The organism is Neorhizobium sp. JUb45 (assembly GCF_004343585.1).
Taxonomy (GTDB): domain Bacteria; phylum Pseudomonadota; class Alphaproteobacteria; order Rhizobiales; family Rhizobiaceae; genus Neorhizobium.
Genome location: NZ_SLYW01000004.1, coordinates 219,008 through 240,395, shown reverse-complemented (window position 1 = coordinate 240,395; position 21,388 = coordinate 219,008). Strand labels below are relative to the sequence as shown.

24 protein-coding genes are annotated in these 21,388 nt (G+C 60.4%); 22 read left to right on the top strand and 2 right to left on the bottom strand.

Annotated elements, in window-relative coordinates; genetic code table 11:
- Window positions 1-120 precede the first annotated feature (120 nt).
- Window positions 121-501, bottom strand: a complete 381-nt coding sequence (locus tag EDF70_RS17960; RefSeq protein WP_132276358.1) for a YraN family protein — start codon at window positions 499-501, stop codon at window positions 121-123.
- Window positions 476-1,381, bottom strand: coding sequence for a 16S rRNA (cytidine(1402)-2'-O)-methyltransferase (gene rsmI, locus EDF70_RS17955; protein ID WP_245519241.1), 906 nt, complete (start codon window positions 1,379-1,381; stop codon window positions 476-478). The genes EDF70_RS17960 and rsmI overlap by 26 nt, the downstream gene beginning before the upstream one ends.
- Window positions 1,382-1,671: 290 nt before the next feature.
- On the opposite strand from rsmI, the gene dnaN reads away from it, so the two are divergent.
- From dnaN to EDF70_RS17850, 22 genes are all read left to right on the top strand, one after another.
- Window positions 1,672-2,790 carry a DNA polymerase III subunit beta gene (gene dnaN, locus EDF70_RS17950; RefSeq protein ID WP_132276354.1) on the top strand — a complete coding sequence of 373 codons (1,119 nt, stop codon included), beginning with the start codon at window positions 1,672-1,674 and terminating at the stop codon, window positions 2,788-2,790.
- Between the two features lie 125 nt (window positions 2,791-2,915).
- Complete coding sequence (pmtA, locus tag EDF70_RS17945; RefSeq protein ID WP_132276352.1) at window positions 2,916-3,509, top strand: phospholipid N-methyltransferase PmtA; 594 nt, start codon at window positions 2,916-2,918, stop codon at window positions 3,507-3,509.
- Window positions 3,510-3,514: 5 nt separating this feature from the next.
- Window positions 3,515-4,102, top strand: coding sequence for a histidine phosphatase family protein (locus EDF70_RS17940; protein WP_132276350.1), 588 nt, complete (start codon window positions 3,515-3,517; stop codon window positions 4,100-4,102).
- Between the two features lie 3 nt (window positions 4,103-4,105).
- Window positions 4,106-4,819, top strand: a complete 714-nt coding sequence (pyrF, locus tag EDF70_RS17935) for an orotidine-5'-phosphate decarboxylase (RefSeq protein WP_132276348.1) — start codon at window positions 4,106-4,108, stop codon at window positions 4,817-4,819.
- Window positions 4,820-4,843: 24 nt separating this feature from the next.
- Window positions 4,844-5,131, top strand: coding sequence for a DUF1330 domain-containing protein (locus tag EDF70_RS17930; RefSeq protein ID WP_132276346.1), 288 nt, complete (start codon window positions 4,844-4,846; stop codon window positions 5,129-5,131).
- 189 nt (window positions 5,132-5,320) lie between these two features.
- The gene (locus EDF70_RS17925; RefSeq protein WP_132276344.1) at window positions 5,321-6,301 is read left to right on the top strand and encodes a complex I NDUFA9 subunit family protein; all 981 of its coding nucleotides are present in this window, start codon (window positions 5,321-5,323) and stop codon (window positions 6,299-6,301) included.
- 239 nt (window positions 6,302-6,540) lie between these two features.
- Window positions 6,541-6,693 (top strand): hypothetical protein, encoded by a 153-nt coding sequence (locus EDF70_RS30015; protein ID WP_165932060.1) that lies wholly within the window; start codon window positions 6,541-6,543, stop codon window positions 6,691-6,693.
- Between the two features lie 258 nt (window positions 6,694-6,951).
- Window positions 6,952-7,644: a glutathione S-transferase family protein gene (locus EDF70_RS17920; protein WP_132276342.1), complete on the top strand. Its 693-nt coding sequence runs from the start codon at window positions 6,952-6,954 to the stop codon at window positions 7,642-7,644.
- Window positions 7,625-8,836: a tRNA epoxyqueuosine(34) reductase QueG gene (gene queG, locus EDF70_RS17915; protein WP_132276340.1), complete on the top strand. Its 1,212-nt coding sequence runs from the start codon at window positions 7,625-7,627 to the stop codon at window positions 8,834-8,836. The genes EDF70_RS17920 and queG overlap by 20 nt, the downstream gene beginning before the upstream one ends.
- Entirely contained in the window at window positions 8,836-9,708 is an 873-nt protein-coding gene (locus tag EDF70_RS17910; protein ID WP_165932059.1) for an SDR family oxidoreductase, read from the top strand. The genes queG and EDF70_RS17910 overlap by 1 nt, the downstream gene beginning before the upstream one ends.
- Before the next feature lie 396 nt (window positions 9,709-10,104).
- Window positions 10,105-10,509 carry a septal ring lytic transglycosylase RlpA family protein gene (locus EDF70_RS17905; RefSeq protein ID WP_132276336.1) on the top strand — a complete coding sequence of 135 codons (405 nt, stop codon included), beginning with the start codon at window positions 10,105-10,107 and terminating at the stop codon, window positions 10,507-10,509.
- 92 nt (window positions 10,510-10,601) lie between these two features.
- Window positions 10,602-11,882, top strand: a complete 1,281-nt coding sequence (locus tag EDF70_RS17900) for an RsmB/NOP family class I SAM-dependent RNA methyltransferase (RefSeq protein WP_132276334.1) — start codon at window positions 10,602-10,604, stop codon at window positions 11,880-11,882.
- A 164-nt stretch (window positions 11,883-12,046) separates the two neighbouring features.
- Window positions 12,047-13,306, top strand: coding sequence for an imelysin family protein (locus EDF70_RS17895; protein WP_132276332.1), 1,260 nt, complete (start codon window positions 12,047-12,049; stop codon window positions 13,304-13,306).
- A 273-nt stretch (window positions 13,307-13,579) separates the two neighbouring features.
- Window positions 13,580-15,025 carry a di-heme oxidoredictase family protein gene (locus tag EDF70_RS17890; protein WP_245519240.1) on the top strand — a complete coding sequence of 482 codons (1,446 nt, stop codon included), beginning with the start codon at window positions 13,580-13,582 and terminating at the stop codon, window positions 15,023-15,025.
- Window position 15,026: 1 nt separating this feature from the next.
- Entirely contained in the window at window positions 15,027-16,127 is a 1,101-nt protein-coding gene (locus tag EDF70_RS17885; protein WP_132276328.1) for an imelysin family protein, read from the top strand.
- A 3-nt stretch (window positions 16,128-16,130) separates the two neighbouring features.
- Window positions 16,131-17,216: a DUF1513 domain-containing protein gene (locus EDF70_RS17880; protein WP_132276326.1), complete on the top strand. Its 1,086-nt coding sequence runs from the start codon at window positions 16,131-16,133 to the stop codon at window positions 17,214-17,216.
- 37 nt (window positions 17,217-17,253) lie between these two features.
- Window positions 17,254-17,709 (top strand): TspO/MBR family protein, encoded by a 456-nt coding sequence (locus EDF70_RS17875; RefSeq protein ID WP_132276324.1) that lies wholly within the window; start codon window positions 17,254-17,256, stop codon window positions 17,707-17,709.
- Window positions 17,710-17,789: 80 nt separating this feature from the next.
- Entirely contained in the window at window positions 17,790-18,239 is a 450-nt protein-coding gene (locus EDF70_RS17870) for a PaaI family thioesterase (RefSeq protein WP_132276322.1), read from the top strand.
- Window positions 18,236-18,889 carry a 5'-methylthioadenosine/S-adenosylhomocysteine nucleosidase gene (locus tag EDF70_RS17865; protein ID WP_245519227.1) on the top strand — a complete coding sequence of 218 codons (654 nt, stop codon included), beginning with the start codon at window positions 18,236-18,238 and terminating at the stop codon, window positions 18,887-18,889. Before EDF70_RS17870 ends, EDF70_RS17865 begins: the two co-directional genes overlap by 4 nt.
- A gap of 83 nt (window positions 18,890-18,972) precedes the next feature.
- On the top strand, window positions 18,973-20,550 hold the full coding sequence (gene guaA, locus EDF70_RS17860; protein WP_132276320.1) for a glutamine-hydrolyzing GMP synthase: 1,578 nt from the start codon (window positions 18,973-18,975) through the stop codon (window positions 20,548-20,550).
- A gap of 121 nt (window positions 20,551-20,671) precedes the next feature.
- The gene (locus EDF70_RS17855; protein WP_132276318.1) at window positions 20,672-20,968 is read left to right on the top strand and encodes an AbrB/MazE/SpoVT family DNA-binding domain-containing protein; all 297 of its coding nucleotides are present in this window, start codon (window positions 20,672-20,674) and stop codon (window positions 20,966-20,968) included.
- A complete protein-coding gene (locus tag EDF70_RS17850) occupies window positions 20,965-21,354 on the top strand; it encodes a type II toxin-antitoxin system VapC family toxin (RefSeq protein WP_132276316.1) in 390 nt (129 codons plus the stop codon). The genes EDF70_RS17855 and EDF70_RS17850 overlap by 4 nt, the downstream gene beginning before the upstream one ends.
- Window positions 21,355-21,388 lie beyond the last annotated feature (34 nt).

Sequence of the window (21,388 nt, the reverse complement as noted above, 5' to 3'; positions counted from 1 at the left end):
GACCCCTCTCCGCCAGTTAATGGTGAGGGAGGGATAGTGCCCTTGTGTGACGGTAAAGCTACGAATTTATGACAGAACGATTACAAGGCCTTAAGCTCTTTGCACAGCATTGCAATTCCTTCAGAAAGCGTCCTGAAAATGCTTGGGAAAACGGCCCGGCAGCACCGCGACGACATCATATCGAAGCGTCAGGAGATGCGCATCACGCCTGCGTGACAGCCATTGGTCGGAAGCGGCACGGATGCGTTTCTGCGTTTCGTAGCCAACGGCATCGATCGCAAGCCCTTCCGCCCGCCGCGCCTTGACCTCGACAAAGGCAACCAGATCACGTTTGCGGACGATGATATCGATCTCGCCGCTCTTTGCTTTGTAGCGCAGGCTGAGGATGCGGTAGCCCTTCAGCAACAGAAAGACCGCCGCCAGATATTCGGACCAATGGCCCCGGCGTTCGGCGCGACGGCGACTTTCCCGTCGATCAGCTTTCTGGCTGGCCGGGCTCATCCTCTCCCTTCAGGGCAATAAGGCGCTGATACAGATCCTTTTTAGACAGGCCGGTAAGACGAGCCGCCTCGGCTGCCGCCTTCGAGGTCTGCATGGTGCTGGCAAGCTCGCGCAAAAGCACATCCACCTCGACCGCACCCGGCACGTCATCATAATCCGGCGGGCCGACAACAAGGACGATCTCGCCCTTCACCGTGCGCCCATCCTCATTATAGTAATCCGCCAGTTCACCGAGCGTGCCACGTCGAAACTCCTCAAACGTCTTGGTGAGTTCGCGGCAGACGCAGGCTTCGCGCTCCCGGCCCAGCACATCCGCCGCCGAGGTGAGCGTTGCGGCAATGCGGTGCGGGCTTTCGAAAAAGATCAGCGTCGACGGGATCTTGGACAATTCCGCGAGACGGTCGCGGCGTCCCTTTTCCTTGACCGGCAGGAAACCGGCAAACAGAAACGCATCCGAGGGCTGGCCGGAACCGACCAGAGCTGCAAGCGGCGCCGAGGCGCCCGGAATGGGCACAACGCGAAAGCCGGCAGTAATCGCCAGCTGGCCGAGACGGTAACCGGGATCCGACACCAGAGGCGTGCCGGCATCCGAGACCAGTGCCACCGACTTGCCGCCTTCCAGCGCCGCCAGCAGTTTTGGCCCGACCTCATCGGCATTGTGCTCGTGGTAGGCATAGGGCTTGTTGACGATACCGAAACGGTCGAGCAGCACGCGGGTGACACGCGTGTCCTCGCAGGCCAGAACATCGGCACCGGCAAGCGTTTCCAGTGCCCGCAGCGTGATATCGCCAAGATTGCCGATCGGGGTTGCGACCAGATAGAGCGCAGGCTCCAGCGGCCGGGCCGGCACAAACGTGTTTGCGACCCGGTAACCGAGCATGGGCGTCTTCGTCTCTTCCGTCACTGGTATTCTCTCTTTTTCATGCATTGGCCGCCTTTATGGGCGAGGCTCCGCTGTTCGGCAAGCCACAGCAAGGCCTCGGGGTCGGCGCTTTTCTGTGCGCATTGTCGGAGCGCAGGACCGAATTGGTATGGCAGGTGCCTTCACCCTCTTGCGTTTGCGAGCAAATGTCTGCCATTTTGCCCGTCCACATCCATCCGCCTCACCGGCGGACGACAATAACATACGGTCCGGTCTCCGGTCCGGCACGGTCGAAAGCGATAGCGTCCATGCGTATTACTCTTGAGCGATCCAACCTTCTGAAGTCGCTGAACCACGTTCACCGCGTGGTCGAGCGCCGGAATACGATCCCGATCCTGTCGAACGTTCTGATGCGCGCTTCCGGCGCCAACCTCGAACTGAAGGCAACCGACCTCGATCTCGAAATCACCGAGGGCGTTCCGGCCATGGTCGAGCAGGCAGGCGCCACCACGGTTCCGGCCCATCTTCTCTATGAAATCGTCCGCAAGCTGCCGGATGGTTCGGAAGTGATGCTGGCGACCACGCCGGATGGCGGCTCCATGACCGTGCAGTCCGGTCGTTCAAAGTTCTCGCTGCAGTGCCTGCCGGAATCGGATTTCCCGGACCTCACCGCCGGCACGTTCAGCCATACGTTCAAGCTGAAGGCGACTGATCTGAAAATGCTGATCGAGCGCACCCAGTTTGCGATCTCGACCGAAGAGACCCGGTATTACCTGAACGGCATCTTCTTCCACACGATCGAAGCCGGTGGTGCGCTGAAGCTGCGCGCCGTCGCCACCGACGGTCACCGTCTGGCCCGCGCCGACGTGGAAGCACCGTCCGGTTCGGAAGGCATGCCGGGCATCATCATCCCGCGCAAGACGGTCGGTGAACTGCAGAAGCTGGTCGACAACCCGGAAGTCGTCGTGACCGTCGAACTGTCGGACGCAAAGATCCGCCTGACGATCGGCGAGATCATCATGACGTCAAAGCTGATCGACGGCACGTTCCCGGATTACCAGCGCGTCATCCCGACCGGCAACGACAAGGAAATGCGCGTCGATTGCCAGAGCTTTACACGCGCCGTCGACCGCGTTTCGACCATCTCGTCCGAGCGTGGCCGTGCCGTAAAGCTGGCGCTGACCGAAGGCCAGCTGACGCTGACCGTCAACAACCCGGATTCGGGCAGCGCGACGGAAGAAGTGGCTGTCGCCTACGAGAACGATCCGATGGAAATCGGTTTCAACGCCAAGTACTTGCTGGACATCACCGCCCAGCTTTCGGGTGAGGATGCGATCTTCATGCTGGCTGATGCCGGCTCTCCGACGCTGGTTCGCGATACTGCGGGAGACGATGCGCTCTATGTTCTGATGCCGATGCGCGTCTAGGATTGATCAGGGCGGTCAGCGATGACCGCCTTTTTTTATCGTATTTTCCATGAGCGACATTTTGCCTTGTTTTGGCGACATTTGCGCCCACATAAAACGCTGCCAAATAACCAGGAGACGGACGGATGGAACTACGTTTGAAGGAACGGCTCGGCCGCAAGTTTGACGAGGAGATCCGTTTCTTCAAGGGCTGGATGGATGGCCCGAAAAGCGTCGGCGCAATCTGCCCGACCTCGTCCATTACCGCCAAACGCATGGCCAGCGTCATCAATCCGGCTTCCGGCCTGCCGGTTCTCGAACTCGGTCCCGGCACCGGTGTCATCACCAAGGCCATTCTTGAGCGCGGCGTCGCGCCGGACAATCTGGTCTCGATCGAATATTCCACCGACTTCTACCAGAACCTCGTCAAAGCCTATCCGGGCGTCCATTTCGTCAACGGCGACGCTTTCGATCTCGACAAGACGCTTGGCGACAAGAGCGGCGTGATTTTCGACAGCGTGATCTCCGCCATTCCGCTTTTGAGCTTCCCGATGGAGCGCCGCATCGCGCTTCTGGAAAGCGCGCTCGACCGCATGCCCGCCGGACGCCCATTCATGCAGATCACCTATGGTCCGATCTCGCCGGTGATCGCCAAGCCTGATCGTTACAAGATCAAGCATTACGATTTTGTCGTACGCAATATCCCGCCGGCGCAGTTGTGGGTCTATACCCGCGGCTGACGGTCGTGAGCCGCGGTCTTTATATCACCCACCCGCAGGTGCGGATCGATCCGGCCGCGCCGGTGCCGCTTTGGGGCCTTTCCGATATCGGGCGGGCACGCGCGCAACAGGCCGCACTCTCCGGCTGGGCGAAACAGCTGGGGCGGATCGTTTCCAGCGACGAGACCAAGGCGATCGAGACGGCCGAGATACTGGCGGCCGCCAATGACATCCCGATCATGATCGCGCCGGACAGCCATGAAAACGACCGCTCGGCGACCGGATTTTTGAGCCCGCCGGAATTCGAAAAGGCGGCCGACTGGTTCTTTTCCCATCCGCACGACAGTTTTGAAGGATGGGAACGCGCCATCGACGCGCAGTCGCGGATCGTCTCGGCGGTGGAGCGTATTCTGTCCGACCACAATCCCGACATGCCGATCGCCTTCGTTGGCCATGGCGGCGTCGGGACGCTTCTGAAATGCCATCTGGCCGGAAAGCCGATTTCCCGCGATGGCGATCAACCTGCTGGCGGCGGCAATCTCTTCTGCTTTGATCTTGCGAACCGCGCCATCTCATGCGACTGGACCCCTATCGATATCTGGCAGGGAGTTTGAACCATGAGCGCACGTGACCGACTGATCGTAGGCCTGGATATTCCCACCATTGCAGAAGCCGAAGCCATGGTTGCCACACTCGGCGACAGCGTTTCCTTCTACAAGATCGGCCACCAGCTGGCCTTTATCGGCGGCCTGGAACTGGCGCGCGATCTGGCAAAAGACGGTAAAAAAGTCTTCCTCGACATGAAGCTGCTCGACATCGACAACACGGTGGCGAAGGGCGTCGAGGCGATTGCCGGCATGGGCATGACCATGCTGACGCTGCATGCCTATCCGAAGGCGATGCGCGCCGCCGTGGAAGCCGCGAAGGGCTCCAACCTCTGCCTTCTCGGCGTGACGGTGCTGACCTCGATGGATGCGGCCGACCTGACGGAAGCCGGTTATGCCCACTCGCCGGAAGAACTGGTGCGCATTCGCGCAACACAGGCGCGCGAAGCCGGCATGGGCGGCATCGTCTGCTCGGCGGAAGAATCCTCTGTTGTTCGCGACATACTCGGCGATTCCGGCATGGCGATCGTCACGCCCGGTATTCGCCCCAAAGGCACTGACGCCGGCGACCAGAAACGTGTCGTCACACCCTACGATGCGCTGAAGGCCGGTTCGACCCATCTCGTGGTCGCCCGCCCGATCGTCAAGGCGGCTGAGCCGAAACAGGCGGCGGACGCCATTCTGGAAGAGATGCGACAGGCACTGTGGCCTGCAAACGACGCCTGAGCGTCGAACCGGGGAGGAGAAAACATGCCAAAAGGATATTGGATTGCGCGCGTCGATGTGCGCGATGCCGAGCGCTACAAGGATTATGTGGCGACGGCCAAGCCGGCCTTTGAGCGTTTTGGCGCGAATTTCCTGGCCCGCGGCGGCCCTGTCAGCCATCTGGAGGGCGAGGCGCGCAGCCGCAATGTGGTGATCGAGTTCCCGTCCGTTCAGGCGGCCATCGACTGCTACAATTCGCCGGAATACCAGGCCGCTGCCAAAATCCGCCAGGAAGTGGCCGATGCCGACATGCTGGTCGTCGAAGGCGTCTGACCGAACGGTTTTTGCCGCGCACCGCAGCGGCGCTTTTGTTCAGGATCAAGGCGCAGCCTCATCCTATATGCATCGTCTCTTTCGTGGCGGACATTGCGCTCGTCATTGCCACGCAACCACTTCACGTATCGTCGCGTTTCGGCTAAGAGAGTGCGACAACCCGCCACAGGCCCATTCCCGGAGCATGCCATGACCGTGTCCAATCTTCCGCCGCTCGTTACCGTCTTTGGAGGTTCTGGGTTTGTCGGACGATATGTGGTGCGGGCTTTGGCCAAGCGCGGCTACCGCATTCGCGTCGCTGTTCGCCGGCCTGATCTTGCCGGTTTCCTGCGTCCCGACGGTTATCCCGGCCAGATCGCACTGATGCAGGCCAACCTGCGCAACCGCCAATCGGTCGATCGCGCCGTTGCCGGTGCTTCGCATGTGGTCAACTGCGTCGGCATCCTGTTCGAGAGCGGCAAGAACAAGTTCGATGCCGTGCAGGATCTTGGCGCCAAGGCGATCGCTGAAGCAACCGCTGCGGCCGGCGCCAAGCTGACCCATATTTCCGCGATCGGCGCCGATGTGAAATCCGCCTCCTCCTACGCCCGTTCCAAGGGCCGCGGTGAACAGGCCATTCTGGCCGCCCTGCCGGATGCGGTCATCCTTCGCCCTTCGATCGTGTTCGGCAAGGAAGACAATTTCTTCAACAAATTTGCCGCCATGGCCCGTAACCTTCCCTTCCTGCCGCTGATCGGCGGCGGCAAGACCAGATTCCAGCCGGTTTTCGTCGGTGATGTCGCGGAAGCCGTGGCCCGCTCGGTCGATGGCAAGGTGGCAACCGGCACCACATATGAACTCGGCGGCCCGGAAGTCATGACCTTCCGCAACTGTCTTGAGACCATTTTGCGCGTGACCTGTCGCAAGCGCAGTTTTGTTTCTCTGCCCTTCGGCATCGCTTCGCTGATCGGCAAGATCGCGCAGTCGGTTCCGTTGATCACTCCGCCGCTGACGTCGGACCAGGTGACACTGCTGAGGACCGACACCGTGGTTTCCGACAACGCTGCGAAGGAAGATCGTACGCTTTCCGGCCTCGGCATCCAGCCGACACTTCTGACCAACGTGCTGCAGCATTATGTCGTGCACTATCGCCCGCAAGGTCAGTTCACGAATACCGGCAAGGCCGCCTGAGACTTCTAAAAATACGGCCAAATAATGAGCGCGGGAAAAGAATGCCCGCGCTTTACACATTTGTGATGTGGGACAGTGTGACACAAAAATCGCATTGTGAAATAGCGTCGCGTTAACCGCAGATTCAGTAGAATTCCCTATTGTATCTTTGAAATCCGGCCAATAAACCGCGGGCACAGGATTTCAGGAAAGACATTCCCACCGTGACAGACGTACCTTCCTCCGAAAGGCCAAATTCCATGGGCAAGTCCATCGCACTGTTTTTTGCGTGTGCGGCACTGATCATTCTCGCAGGCTCGTTCCTGGCGCCCGGCACGGTTGCTGCCAACAAGGGTTCCTGCGCTCCGGCATACGGCGTCGACCCCTGCAGCACGGGTTCGATTGCTCGCTGAGCCGACAAGACCATTTTTGAAGATTGAGGGTGAGTGGCATGCCGCTCACCCTTTTCTTTTGCCCTTAGATTCCGGGCGTTAACGGCGCATCCGTTTTCTTGATCATTTGTTAGAAAAATTAACTTAAAATGGCGAGAATTGTCGTTCTGGCCGTTTGGTCTGGTAATTAGGCTGCATCGCCTTATGTCAGCCACATTCGGGACTTGGAGGTCATCTCCGACTTCCGCTGATAATTGCAGTACCAACAATCGAGTATCGATGCCCACGCTCTATCATCACCCCATGTCTTCGGCCTCCCGGTTCGTGCGGCTCATCCTGGCCGAATACGGCTTTCAGACCGATCTCGTGGAAGAGCAGACCTGGGAAAAGCGCCGGGAATTCCTGGCCCTCAACCCGGCCGGCACGCTTCCCGTCTATGTCGACGACAATATGCGGGTGTTGAGCGGCCCCAACGTGCTGCTCGAATTCCTCGACGAAACCCATGGCGTGTTGAAGCGCGAACGCCGGCTTCTGGCGGAAGATCCCTTTCAGCGGGCCGAAATCCGCCGGCTGACGGAATGGTTCCTGCTGAAAATGGAACGCGATGTGACGCTGCCCTTGACGCGCGAACGTGCCTACAAGCTGCAGATGACGGCAGCACAGGGCGGCGGCGCACCGGACAGCAAGGTTCTGCGCACCTCGCGCGCCAACATCCGCCAGCATATGAAATATCTTTCGTGGCTTGCCGGCTCCCGGCCATGGCTTGCCGGTGAACGGCTGTCCTACGCCGATCTGGCCGCCGCCGCCTCGATCTCCGTGCTCGACTATCTCGGCGAGATCGATTGGCAGGAGACACCGATTGCCAAGGAATGGTATCAGAGGCTGAAATCGCGGCCGTCTTTCCGGCCGCTTCTGGCGGAACGTGTCCGCGGCCTAACACCGGTGTCCCATTATGCGGATCTCGACTTCTGAGACAAAGCCCGAGGCTGCGCGGGCAGATGCTCCGTCGCGGCACGATGGCCGCTCGGAAAAGGACCGTCTTCGCGCCAGCAAACTGACCGCACTCATTCGCACGGAAGCTGAAGCCCAAGGCTTCGATCTCTGTCGCATCACCCCGCCCGACAGCATTCCGCACGCCCCTGCCCGTCTCATCGAATTTGTCGAGGCCGGACGGCACGGCACGATGGCGTGGATGGAAGAAACGCGCGAGCGTCGTGGCGATCCCAAAGTGCTGTGGAGCGATGTGCGCTCGATCGTGATGTTCGGCATGAATTATGGTCCGGACGAGGATCCGCGCGGCCTGCTGTCCAAGCCGGACAAGGGCAACATCTCCGTTTATGCCCGCAATCGCGATTACCACGACGTTATCAAGGGGCGGCTGAAGGAAATCGCCACGCGTTTTGCAGCCCGCGCCGGTGTCGATGTGAAAGTGTTCGTCGATACCGCGCCGGTGATGGAAAAGCCGCTGGCAGCTGCCGCCGGCCTCGGCTGGCAGGGCAAGCACACCAATCTCGTCAGCCGCACGCATGGTTCCTGGCTGTTTCTCGGCAGCCTTTTCACCACTGCCGATCTGGATTTCGACGAGGCCGAGCGCGATCATTGCGGCAAATGCCGCGCCTGCCTCGACGCCTGTCCGACGTCCGCCTTTCCGGCGCCCTACCAGATCGATGCGCGGCGCTGCATTTCCTACCTGACAATCGAGCACAAGGGGCCGATCGCCCATGAATTCCGGCCGCTGATCGGCAACCGCATCTATGGCTGCGACGATTGTCTGGCCGCCTGCCCATGGAACAAGTTTGCGGCAAGCGCCAGCGAGATGAAACTGCAGGCCCGCGAGGACCTGAAAGAGCCGTCGCTCGCCTTTCTGCTGACGCTGGAGGATGCACAGTTTCGCACCTTTTTCAGCGGCTCACCGGTCAAACGCATCGGCCGCGACAGGTTTGTGCGCAACGTGCTGATTGCCGTGGGCAATTCGGGAGATCGCGGCTTTATCGAAGCCTGCAAGGGACTGGCTGCCGATCCGTCCGCTGCCGTGCGCGGCATGGCGGTATGGGCGCTTTCCAGATTGATGACAAAAGACGAATTCGAACGGTTTGCCTCCGCCCGCGTTATCGACGAGGATGACGAGGTCGAAGCGGAATGGGCAATGGCAGGAGTGGCGTGATGCAGGTGCTGATCTTTGGTGCGGGATATTCCGGGCAGGCGATCGGCACGGAGACCCTGGCCAGAGGCAAGGCCGTGGCCGGCACGACCCGAAGCGCCGACAAGCTTGCCGAACTCGGAAGCCGCGGCATCTCTCCTTATATATATAGCGGCGAAAGTTTTTCGCCCGAACTGCGCCGTGCAATGAGCACGACCACGCATCTCGTCCAGTCGATCCCGCCCGGTGCTGAAGGTGACAGCCTTTTGCGGCTGACAAATCGCGAACTCAGGCAATGGTTTCCCGCCCTTGAATGGATCGGTTATCTGTCGACTGTCGGCGTCTATGGCAATCACGACGGCGCCTGGGTGGATGAGCAGACGCCGTGCCATCCGAAATCGGCGCGCGCGCTGGAGCGCGTCGCCGCCGAGCGGGCATGGATGCAGGCGGGAGAAGCGGCCGGCATTCCGGTCGCCATTTTGCGGCTGGCCGGCATTTATGGTCCCGGCCGCAATGCCTTCGTCAATCTCGCGCGCGGCACGGCGCATCGCATCATCAAGAAGGATCAGGTTTTTAACCGCATCCGTGTGGAGGATATCGCAGGCGCAACCCTGTTTCTTGCGTCTTCCGGCACCGGCGGCATCTTCAACATCACCGACAACGAGCCGGCACCGCCACAGGACGTGGTGACCGAGGCCGCCTGCCTGATGGGCGTGGAGCCACCGCCGGAACAGGCCTTCGAGACCGCAGAAATGCGGCCAATGGCACGCTCTTTCTACGGCGATAACAAGCGTATTTCAAACGCCGCCATACGCAACCTTGGATTTCAATTCACTTATCGAGATTACCGTACATCGCTGGTAGAACTCTGGTCGTCTGGACGCTGGAGAAGCTGATCCGGCAGACCTGAAACTACTCCGTAAAAGCCACAAAAACGGATGAAATTTCCTACCAACGGCATCTCTCAGGTCATAAATTCTTAATAATATGGGCAGCGTCTCACAAAAATTCCGCAAATTGGGCAGTAAAAATCACTGCCGCGCAAAATTATTTTCGCGATTTTTGTGATCGATGTGACAACCGCATGACAGGCGGAATGGTTTTCCGTTTTCCTACTGTTTTTACTGCGATTCTTGCGTGTCTGTTAACGATTTAGCAACCTGCAGATTCATCACGTATGTTACGCGATGTAACATTCCGTGATCAAAAGGCCCACTTTTTCGCCTTTTTTGCCCCTGCCTTAGCGTCGCCCACCGCAACAGCGGCTCTTCGACCACTGGGGATACTCCGATTTGAACTTCGTCCGACGCTCACTTTCCATCGCAGCTGCCGTGGCTGCTTTCAGCTGTCTCGGTGCCGCGCAGGCAAATGCCGCGCCCGGTTGTGGCCACGCATCCTGGTATGCGCTCACGTCCAAAACCGCATCCGGTGAACGGATGAACGCCAGCCTGATGACCGCAGCCCATCGTTCGCTACCCTTCGGCACCAAGGTTCTGGTGACCAACAAGCGCAACGGCAAAAGCGTTGTCGTGCGCATCAACGACCGTGGCCCATTCATTCGCGGCCGCATCATCGACGTTTCCAAGGCCGCTGCAAAGAACATCGGCATGGTGTCTTCCGGCACCGCACAGGTCTGCTACCAGGTCGTCGATGGCGGCAACCAGAAGGTCGCCGGCAGAGGCGCCAAGGAAGGCTGATCCATCGGACGCCCTTTCGGCCACCCCTTGCCCTGCAGCCCAAACCCCGATAGGACCCCGGCCATACGGGTTCAACCGATACGGAGTTTGAGATGCGACTGGGCGGACGAGTAGCCGGAGCAATCGAGGTACTGGCAGACATCGAGGCGCGCAGGCGTCCTGTCGCCGATGCTCTCAAAGACTGGGGCCTTGCCCATCGGTTTGCCGGATCGGGCGACCGCGCCGCGATCGGCAACATCGTATATGACGCGCTACGCATGCGCCTGTCGCATGCCTGGCTGATGGAAGACGACAGCCCAACCGCACTTGCCTTCGCCGTTCTGATCCGCCAATGGGGCTTTACGCCCGAAACGCTTGCGGCTGAACTGGAAGACGACAAGTTCGCGCCGGTGCTGCCTTCCTTCGAAGCCTTTGCCAATCGCGACCTCGCTGACGCACCGCTTCATGTGCAAGGCGATATCCCCGACTGGGTGCAGCCATCCTTCGAAGCCGGTTTCGGCGAGGACTGGCTTAACGAGGCCAAGGCATTGGCCGGCCGCCCGACGCTCGATCTGCGTGCCAACACGCTGAAGGCCTCACGCGACAAGGTCGTCAAGGCGCTCGATCGCTCTGGAGCTGCCGCATCTCCGATCGCCCGAAACGGTGTGCGCATTGCCGCCGGCGAAGGCCCGTCACGTCTACCCAACGTCACCGCCGAGCTTTCGTTCCAGAAGGGCTGGTTCGAGGTTCAGGACGAAGGATCGCAGATCGTCGCCGATCTGGTGATGCCGACGGACGGCGCGCAGGTGCTGGACTATTGCGCCGGCGGTGGCGGCAAGACGCTCGCCATGTCGGCTGCCATGCACAACAAGGGCCAGATCCACGCCTTTGACACCGACCGCAAACGGCTGGCGCCGATCATCGAGCGCCTGAAACGCGCCGGTGCACGCAACGTGCAGGTTCATGACGATATACGGCGCATGGAAAGCCTCCGTGAGAAGCTTGATATCGTGCTGGTCGATGCGCCCTGCACGGGCACGGGCACATGGCGCCGCCGTCCTGACACCAAATGGCGGCTGACCCAGAAGAATATCGAGGAACGGATGGAGCAGCAGCAAGAGGCTCTTGGCGAGGCAGCAGCCTTCGTCAAGCCGGGCGGCACGCTGGTCTATGTCACCTGTTCGGTTCTGCCGGAAGAAAACGACAGCCAGGCCAAACGGTTTGCACAAACCCACCCGGATTTTGTCATCGAACCGGCAGGTCCGGCCTGGGAGACGCTGTTCAGCGGCAACGCAGCGCGCCCGCATTCGCGCGACGGCGCCACGCTGACGCTGACCCCGGCTTCGACCGACACGGATGGTTTCTTCTTCTGCCGCATGCGCCGCAACGGTTGATTTTCTCGCCCTCCAACATCGCTTGAACGGCCGATAATACAGGCCGTTCAAGAACATGCTGTTGTTTGGAAATACTCCAAACTAGATTGTTTGACACCAGTTATCAAAAGCGCGATGAAATCCGTCTCGCAGCCTTGAGGACAACGGCTGCACCAGGAGGGACGATGATCCGCAAGACCTTGTTCGGCGCCACCTTTGCGCTGCTTTCCGCTTCCGCCGCCTTTGCCGCGACTGAGCCCGCGGCTGTGATCAAGCATTACGCCGACGTGGCGCATGCGAAATACGAAGACTCCCTGACGACGGCCAAGGCACTCGATGCCGCGATCGACGCCCTGCTGGCCAAGCCGAGCGCCGACACGCTGAAGGCCGCACGGACGGCATGGATTGCTGCCCGCGTGCCTTACCAGCAGAGCGAAGTCTATCGTTTCGGCAACCCGATCGTCGACGATTGGGAAGGCAAGGTGAATGCCTGGCCGCTGGACGAAGGGCTGATCGACTATGTCGACGCCTCCTACGGTACCGAAAGCGATTCCAACGCCTATTACACCGCCAACATCATCGGCCACCCGACGCTGACTGTGAACGGTGAGACCATTGATGCCAAGAAGATCACGCCGGAACTGCTGGAAAGCCTGCAGGAAGCCGGCGAGGTGGAAGCCAATGTGGCGACCGGCTACCACGCCATCGAATTTTTGCTGTGGGGCCAGGACCTGCATGGCACCGAAGCCGGCGCCGGCGAGCGTCCCTATACCGACTATGACAAGGCCAATTGCACCAATGGCAATTGCGATCGTCGCGGCGACTATCTGAAGGCGGCTTCGACCCTGCTGCTCAAGGATCTGCAGGAAATGGTCGATGCCTGGGCACCGGGCGCCGAAGCCACCAAAACGGTGGAAGCCGATCCGAAGGCGGGCCTGACCGCCATCCTTACCGGCATGGGCTCGCTGTCCTACGGCGAACTGGCCGGTGAGCGCATGAAGCTCGGCCTGCTGCTGCATGATCCGGAAGAGGAGCATGACTGCTTCTCCGACAACACCCATGCCTCGCACCTGAACGACGCAGTCGGCATCGCAGCCGCCTATACCGGCAACTATACCCGCGCCGACGGCACCAAGATGACCGGCCCGTCGCTTTCCGACCTGGTCAAGGCCAAGGACGCCAAGCTCGACACAGAGATGACCGGCAAGCTGGACGCGACACTGGTGGCCATGAACGCCATGGCAGACCGCGCCAAGAAGGGCGAGGCCTATGACCAGATGATCGGCGACGGCAACAAGGAAGGCAACGCCGTCGTGCAGAAGGCGATCGACGGTTTGATCGACCAGACCAAGACGATCGAGCGTGTCATCACCGCACTCGACCTCGGCTCGGTTTCGCTCGAAGGCTCCGACAGCCTCGACAACCCGGACGCAGTGTTCAAATAGGCCGAAAACAACCCGGCATCCGCGACAAGATGCTTGTCGCGGATGCCATGAAAATGTCGGATCGTGTCCGCATGAGGCGAATTGTTCGCCGCCATGCGCACTGTCACGCGATCCACCCCGTTATGTGAGTTTCGTTCCATGAAGACGTCGAGGGCATTGCTTCTGGTGCTGCCGGTTCTGGCGGGTGCGCCCGTTCTGGTATTGCCGCTGATCACCTCGATCGTTTCGGCGCAGGACACGCCTGCCGTCGCCATCGCGACCCAGGCCACCGTCATGCCGGAGGACCGCACCGATCTCACCCCAAAAGATGCCAAGCGCGTGCAAAGCGTGACGCGTCCGACCGATGATTTTTCCAAGCCTGAACAATTCGAAACCATGCAGGGTGGAGCGGCGACCACCAAGGCCACCGTCAACGGCAATATCTTTTCGCATTTCTCCACCAACCTGACCTTTCAGGAGGAGGAGACTTTCAAGCTGGGCAATGCGCTGTTCACAAAGCTCTGGGTGGCAGCACCGTCCTCCACGCAAGCCTCGGATGGACTGGGGCCGCTGTTCAATGCCCGCGGCTGTCAGAGCTGTCACCTGAAGGATGGCCGCGGCCATCCACCCGAAGGTGCGCCTGATGCGACCTCGATGTTTCTACGGCTGGCGCGGCCGGCCAAGACCGAGGCTGAAAAGGCAGACATTGCCGAGCGCAAGGTGCTGAATTTTCCCGATCCGGTTTATGGCGAGCAGCTGCAGGATCTCGCCGTACAGGATTTGCCCATAGAGGGCCGGATGGCGGTCACTTACGAGGAAGTCCCAGTAGAGCTGGCAGACGGCGAAACGGTATCGCTGCGCAAGCCGACCTATTCCGTCTCCGATCTCGGTTATGGGCCGATGCATCCCGACACGACGCTGTCTCCGCGCGTTTCGCCACCGATGATCGGGCTTGGACTGGTTCAGGCGATCCACGAGGCCGATATTCTGGCGAACGCCGATCCGGACGACAAAAACGAGGACGGCATTTCCGGCAAGCCGGCTTTTGTGCGTGATCACCGCACCGGCGAGCTGAAACTCGGGCGGTTTGGCTTCAAAGCGCAAAATGCGACGATCCGCGACCAGAGTTCATCCGCCTTCGCCGGCGATCTCGGCATTTCGACGCCCGATGCGCCGCGCGATTTCGGTGACTGCACGCCAGCGCAGACCAAATGCCTGTCACTGCCGACCGGCGTGCAGGAGCGACTGGGACCGACCGAAGCGCCGGATCCGGTGATGGATCTCGTCACCTTCTATTCCGAAAATCTGGCCGTGCCGGCTCGCCGCGACATCGACAATCCGAGCGTGCTGCGCGGCAAGGAAATGTTCTACACATCGGGCTGCACCAGCTGCCACACGCCAAAATTCGTGACGCGGCGCGATGCCGGCAACAAGGCGCAGGCGTTTCAGCTGATCTGGCCCTATTCCGATTTCCTGCTGCACGACATGGGCGAAGGTCTGGCCGATGGCCAGCAGGTGGGCGATGCCGACGGCCAGGAATGGCGCACCCAGCCGCTCTGGGGCATCGGCTTGACGAAAACCGTCAATAACCACACGTTCTTCCTGCATGACGGTCGCGCCCGCAATCTGACCGAGGCGGTGCTCTGGCATGGCGGAGAAGCGCAAGCTGCGCGCGATGCTTTTGCCGGCCTGCCGAAAGACGACAGACAAGCCCTCATCACCTTCCTGGAGTCGCTATAAAATGTGCAAAATCCTCATCGCCGGCCTTACCCTTCTGATGCCGGCCACAACATGGGCGCAGGAACCTGCAATGGCGGTGACACTGCCGGAAGCCAAGGTGAAGGCCGTGATGGCGGCGGCAGTCGATGGGTTCATCAAGCCGGGTTACGATGCTTTTGCCACATCCGCCGTATCGACAACCAAGGTGGTCGGCACGCTGTGTGATGCACCCTCCGAGGCCAATTACAAGGCAGCACAAAGTGCGTTTCGCGACACGGCAAAAAGCTGGGCGCATATCGAGATAGTCCGTACCGGCCCGATCATCGAGCAGAACCGCTTCGAGCGCATCCTGTTTTACCCCGACCGCAAGAGCACCGGCCTGAAACAGGTGCAGGCCGTGCTTTCCAAATCCGATGAGACCGCCACCGATCCGAAAACGCTCGGCACCAAGAGCGTGGCGACACAGGGGCTTGGCGCACTCGAATATCTGCTGTTCGGCACGGATGCGCAAATGCTGGCGTCCGCGGAGAAAGACAATTTCCGTTGCCGTTATGCTGCCGCCGTTGCCGGCAATATCGCCAACGTGGCGGAGGAAGTCTCCGCCATCTGGGATGCGCCGGATGGTATCCAGAAGTCCTGGGAGCAGCCGGGACCGGACAACCCCGCCTTCCGCACCGGCGGCGAGGCGATGACGGCGCTGCTCGGCATTCTCGTGCATGGCGCGGAAGCCGTACGCGACCAGCGCATCGAGACGTTTTACAAAGGCCCGGACAAGGCAAAATTTCCAAAACAGGCGCTGTTCTGGCGATCGCAGACCACATGGCCTTCGGTCATTGCCAATATCGAGGGGCTAAAAACATTGCTCTCCACCTCAAGCATGGTCGATCTGCTGCCGGAGAAGGACAAGCCGGTCGTGGCTGCGATCGACGCGCAGCTGACAGCCATGGCTGCAACAGCCGGCAGTGTGACGCCGGACCTCGAAAAGGCCGTGGCTGATGAGAGCGAGCGCAGAAAGCTCGACACGCTGCTGGCCGAGGGCAAGGATGTGATCTCCAGGCTGAACGACGGTTATGGTGGCGCGATCGGCCTCAGCTCCGGTTTTTCCTTCGCTGACGGCGACTGATCCATGGTCTGGCGCGGCGAAACGATCGACCGACGGGCATTCCTGAAGGCTGCCGGCTTGGCCTTCACTGCCACGCTGACGCCCGGCTCGTTACGGGCGCTTGAGCGCGCCGATGCGGTTTATGCCTCCGGTTTTCGCGCAGCCGACGGTTCTTTCGGCATCGCCACCGTTTCCGAACGCGGCGAAATCATCGAGCGTGTTGCCCTGCCCGCCCGCGCCCACGGACTGGCGCATAGCACCGCCACCGGCCGCACGGTCGCCTTCGCACGCCGCCCCGGCACGTTTGCGATGACTTTTGATGCCTCGCCTCAAAGCGAGCCGATCATCATCACCGCCCCGGAAGGCCGGCACTTTTACGGTCACGGCCATTTTTCGCCGGATGGTTCACGCCTTTACGCCAGCGAAAACGACTTTGACGGCAATCGTGGCATGATCGGCATCTATGACGCCACGGACAGATTTCACCGCATCGGCGAGTTCGATGCGCATGGACTGGGCACACACGACATGACCGTGTCCGACGACGGGTCGATACTGGTGATCGCCAATGGCGGCATCGAAACCCACCCGGATTTCGGGCGCACCAAACTCAATCTCGACCATATGGAGCCGTCGCTGGTTCTGCTCGATGCCCGCAGCGGCGCACTGATCCAGAAACACACGCTGCCGCCGTCGCTTTCCCAGCTTTCCACCCGCCATCTCGATATCGCCGACAATGGCCGCATCTGGTTCGCCTGCCAGTGGGAGGGTGCACGCAACGAACTGCCGCCGCTGGCCGGCTGGATCTCCAGGGGCGAGGACATCGCCCTCCTCGACCTGCCGGAGGAAACCACGATCCGCCTTGGCAATTATGTCGGCGCCATCGCCGTCAACCGCCGCGAGGGGCTGGTGGGCCTCACCTCACCCGTTGGCGGAGCGGCGGTGACACTGGATGCGAGGACCGGAGCGGTTCTGCGCGAAGAGATCGTTCGCGAGGCGGCAGGTGTTGCCCCCGCCCCCTCCGGCATTGCCGTTTCCAGCTATGACGGGCGCTTCAACGGCACCCGCAACGATGTTGCCTGGGATCAACATATCATTTCGCTAAAATAAGCTTTACTCTCGCTTTTGGCAGCCCTATGTCAGGCCTATGCGAAAACTGACAACCTATATTTTATTTGTTGCAGCATGCGTTGCCATCGGCGTTCTGAGCGGCATCGCCAACATGCCGGGTGAGTGGTATCAGGCGCTGGAAAAGCCGCCGCTCAACCCGCCGAACTGGATTTTTGGACCGGTCTGGGCTGCACTTTACGTGATGATCGGCACGGCACTCGCCGAAACATGGTTCGATGAGAACAATCGCAACCGGCTGATCGTGTTCGGCCTGCAGGGCATTCTCAACATCTGCTGGTCACCCGCCTTTTTCGGCATGCAGAATCCACCGCTGGGTCTGGCCATCATCCTGCCGATGCTGTTTTTCATCCTGCTGTTCATCGCCATGAGCTGGAATGCAAACCGCAAGGCGGCCCTGCTGTTCGTGCCCTATGCCGTCTGGGTGTCTTTCGCCACCTATCTGAACCTTGCCATCGTCCTGTTAAATCGCTGATCTATGCCGCGTGGGACAAGCCGCCGCTTGCGATGCCGGGTCGCCTCGTGCAAACCTTGCTACGACCAACAGGAGCAGACATGACGGTGATCGACCCCGGCGATTTTCAGACACGTATCGAGAAAAGCTTTGCCAGCCAGCAGGCCATGGCCATGCTGGGCGCCGAATTGACACGGGTCGAACGGGCAAGCGTCGAGATCGAGATGCCGTTCGATCCAAAACTCACGCAGCAGCACGGCTTTCTGCATGCCGGCGTGATTGCCGCGGGTCTGGATTCCGCCTGCGGTTATGCCGCCTATACGCTGATCGAGCCGGAAGCCTCGATCCTCACCATCGAGTTCAAGATCAACCTGATGTCGCCGGGGCGCGGCGAACGGTTTCTGTTTCGCGGCGAAATCACCAAGCCGGGTTCCACCATCATCGTCGCCGACGGCCGCGCCTATGCGCTGGGCGACGGCCCGGCAAAACTGATCGCCTCGATGAGCGGCAGCATGATGGTGATCCGCGGCCGTCAGGATCTGGTCGAATGAACGCTTCAATGTCGATTGCGCCGACCAAAAGGATTGCCGGAAAATCGGTGCTGTTCGTGATGGCGGTGGATGCCGAATATGGACAGCACCTCAAAAGCCGCATCACCCCGCTGATGACCGGTGTCGGGCCGGTGGAAGCCGCCGCCGTTCTTTCGCGCGAGCTCACGCTGCTGGAAACCGTTGGCGGCCTGCCGGATCTCGTCGTGTCGCTCGGTTCGGCCGGTTCGCGCAATCTCGAGCAGACCGGTGTCTATCAGGTCTCCTCCGTCGCCTATCGCGACATGGATGCGTCGCCGCTCGGTTTCGAGAAAGGCGCAACACCGTTTCTCGATCATCCGGCGATCCTGCCGCTGCCGCTGACCATTCCCGGCATTCCACAGGCATCGCTTTCCACCGGTGGCAATATCGTTTCCGGCAACGCCTATGATCTCGTCGCCGCAGATATGGTCGATATGGAGACGTTTGCGGTGATGCGCTGCTGCCAGCTATTCGACGTACCGCTGATCGGTCTGCGCGGCATTTCTGACGGAAAAGAAGACCTGAAACACGTCGGCGACTGGACCGAGTATCTGCATGTGATCGACGAAAAGCTGGCCGATGCCGTCGACCGGCTGACGAAAGCGCTGGAAGCTGGCGAACTTTCGCTATGACCTGAGTGAAAATCCGCTATGCGCCAGCGGTTTTTCCCGTTTGTCCGGTTGCCAGAAATGCCAAGTTTCTCTAAAGGCTCGACATGACCCAGATAGCTCATCCCGACAGCATCCTCATCATCGATTTCGGCAGCCAGGTGACGCAGCTGATTGCGCGCCGCGTGCGTGAAGCAGGCGTCTACTGCGAAATCCATCCCTTCCAGAGCGCCGCAGAGGCTTTCGACAAGCTTGCGCCCAAGGGCGTGATCTTCTCCGGCGGCCCGGCTTCGGTCACCACCGAAGGCAGCCCGCGCGCTCCGCAGGCGGTATTCGACAGCGGCGTGCCGATCCTCGGCATCTGCTACGGCCAGCAGACACTCTGCACCCAGCTCGGTGGTGTTGTCGAAGGTGGCCACGCCGCCGAATTCGGCCGCGCCGATGTGGAAGTGAAGAAAGCCAGCCCGCTGTTTGACGGTTTCTGGGAACAGGGCGGCCGTTACCCGGTGTGGATGAGCCACGGCGACCGCGTGACAAAGCTGCCGGAAGGTTTTGAGGTCATCGCGACCTCGGAGAACGCTCCGTTCGCCATCGCAGCCGACGAAAGCCGCCACTACTACACGACGATGTTCCACCCGGAAGTGGTGCACACCCCGGATGGCGCCAAGCTTCTATCCAACTTCGTGCACAAGATCGTCGGCCTGAAGTCCGACTGGACCATGGCTGCCTACCGCGCCGAAATGATCCGCAAGATCAAGGATCAGGTCGGCAATGAACGCGTCATCTGCGGCCTGTCCGGCGGCGTCGACAGCTCTGTTGCCGCCATCCTCATCCATGAGGCGATCGGCGACCAGCTGACCTGCATCTATGTCGACCACGGCCTGATGCGTCAGGGCGAGACCGAACAGGTCGTCGGCATGTTCCGCGACCATTACAACATCCCGCTCGTGGCTGTTGATGCATCCGACCTGTTCCTGACCCAGCTTGCCGGCGAAAGCGACCCGGAAGTCAAGCGCAAGACGATTGGTCGCCTGTTCATCGAAGTGTTCGAAGCGGAAGCCGCAAAGATCGCTGCCGACGGCAAGGGCGAACCGCGTTTCCTCGCACAGGGCACGCTTTACCCGGACGTCATCGAAAGCGTCTCCTTCTCCGGTGGCCCTTCGGTCACCATCAAGAGCCATCACAATGTCGGCGGTCTTCCTGACCGCATGAACATGAAGCTGGTGGAGCCGCTGCGCGAACTGTTCAAGGACGAAGTCCGCGCGCTCGGCCGCGAACTCGGCATGCCGGAATCGTTCATTGGCCGCCACCCCTTCCCGGGTCCGGGCCTTGCCATCCGTTGCCCGGGTGGCGTTACCAAGGAGAAGCTCGACATTCTGCGCAAGGCGGATGCGATCTATCTCGACGAAATCCGCAAGGCAGGTCTCTACGACACGATCTGGCAGGCTTTTGCCGTGCTGCTGCCGGTACAGACCGTTGGCGTCATGGGTGACTATCGCACCTACGAGTTTGTCTGCGCGCTGCGTGCCGTCACCTCGGTCGACGGCATGACCGCGGATTTCTATCCCTACGACATGAACTTCCTCGGCCGCGCCGCGACCCGCATCATCAACGAGGTCCGCGGCATCAACCGCGTCGTTTACGATGTGACCAGCAAGCCACCGGGCACGATCGAGTGGGAATAAGCGGAGAAATCCGTTCTGACCGCGATTGCAAGGGAGGGCGAAAGCTCTCCCTTTTTCGTTTGGCTTGATTGCGAAATCCTTCGGCTCTATCCTCACACCATCGCAACAGGCAGGCTGCGTGATGGATCATCAGGAAAAGCTGACGACGACCGTTTCCCCGGACGGGCAAATCGCCCTGCCAAGCGGTGTGAGCGAACGGCAGAACTGGAATGCGGGTACGCGGCTGGTCGTCGAGGAGACCCCGGATGGCGTGCATCTGAAACGTGCCGGGGAGCAGGTTTTTCCGCCAACAAATCCGGCTGATGTTTTCGGCATGCTTAAATACAAGGGCAAACCCAAGACACTGAAGGAGATGGACGAGGGTGTCCTGGAAGAGGCTCGTCGCAGTTTCCTGAAGAGCGTCGATCCCGACGCATGATCGCCATCGACACCAATCTCGTTATCCGATACCTCACCGGCGATGAAAGCCGACAGTCACAACGCTCTCGCCAGATCATCAATGGGAGGGAGGTCTTTGTCCCGATCACTGTGTTGCTGGAAACCGAATGGGTGCTTAAAAGTAGCTTCCGCTTGGAGCGCGCGGCGCGACGCAAGGCAATCAGCGATTTCGCGGGACTGCCGACGGTAACGGTGGAAGAACGCCATATCGTAGCCCATGCACTCGACCTCTTCGGGCAAGGCATGGATTTTGCCGACGCCCTTCATCTCCTGAAAGCCCGCCACTGCGAAGGTTTTGCCACCTTTGACCGCAAGTTCGTCAAATTGGCGCAGAAGGCCGGCTTCGAAAACGTAATCGAAGGCTGATCCGTCCCAACCCTATGCCGGCAACAATCTGACA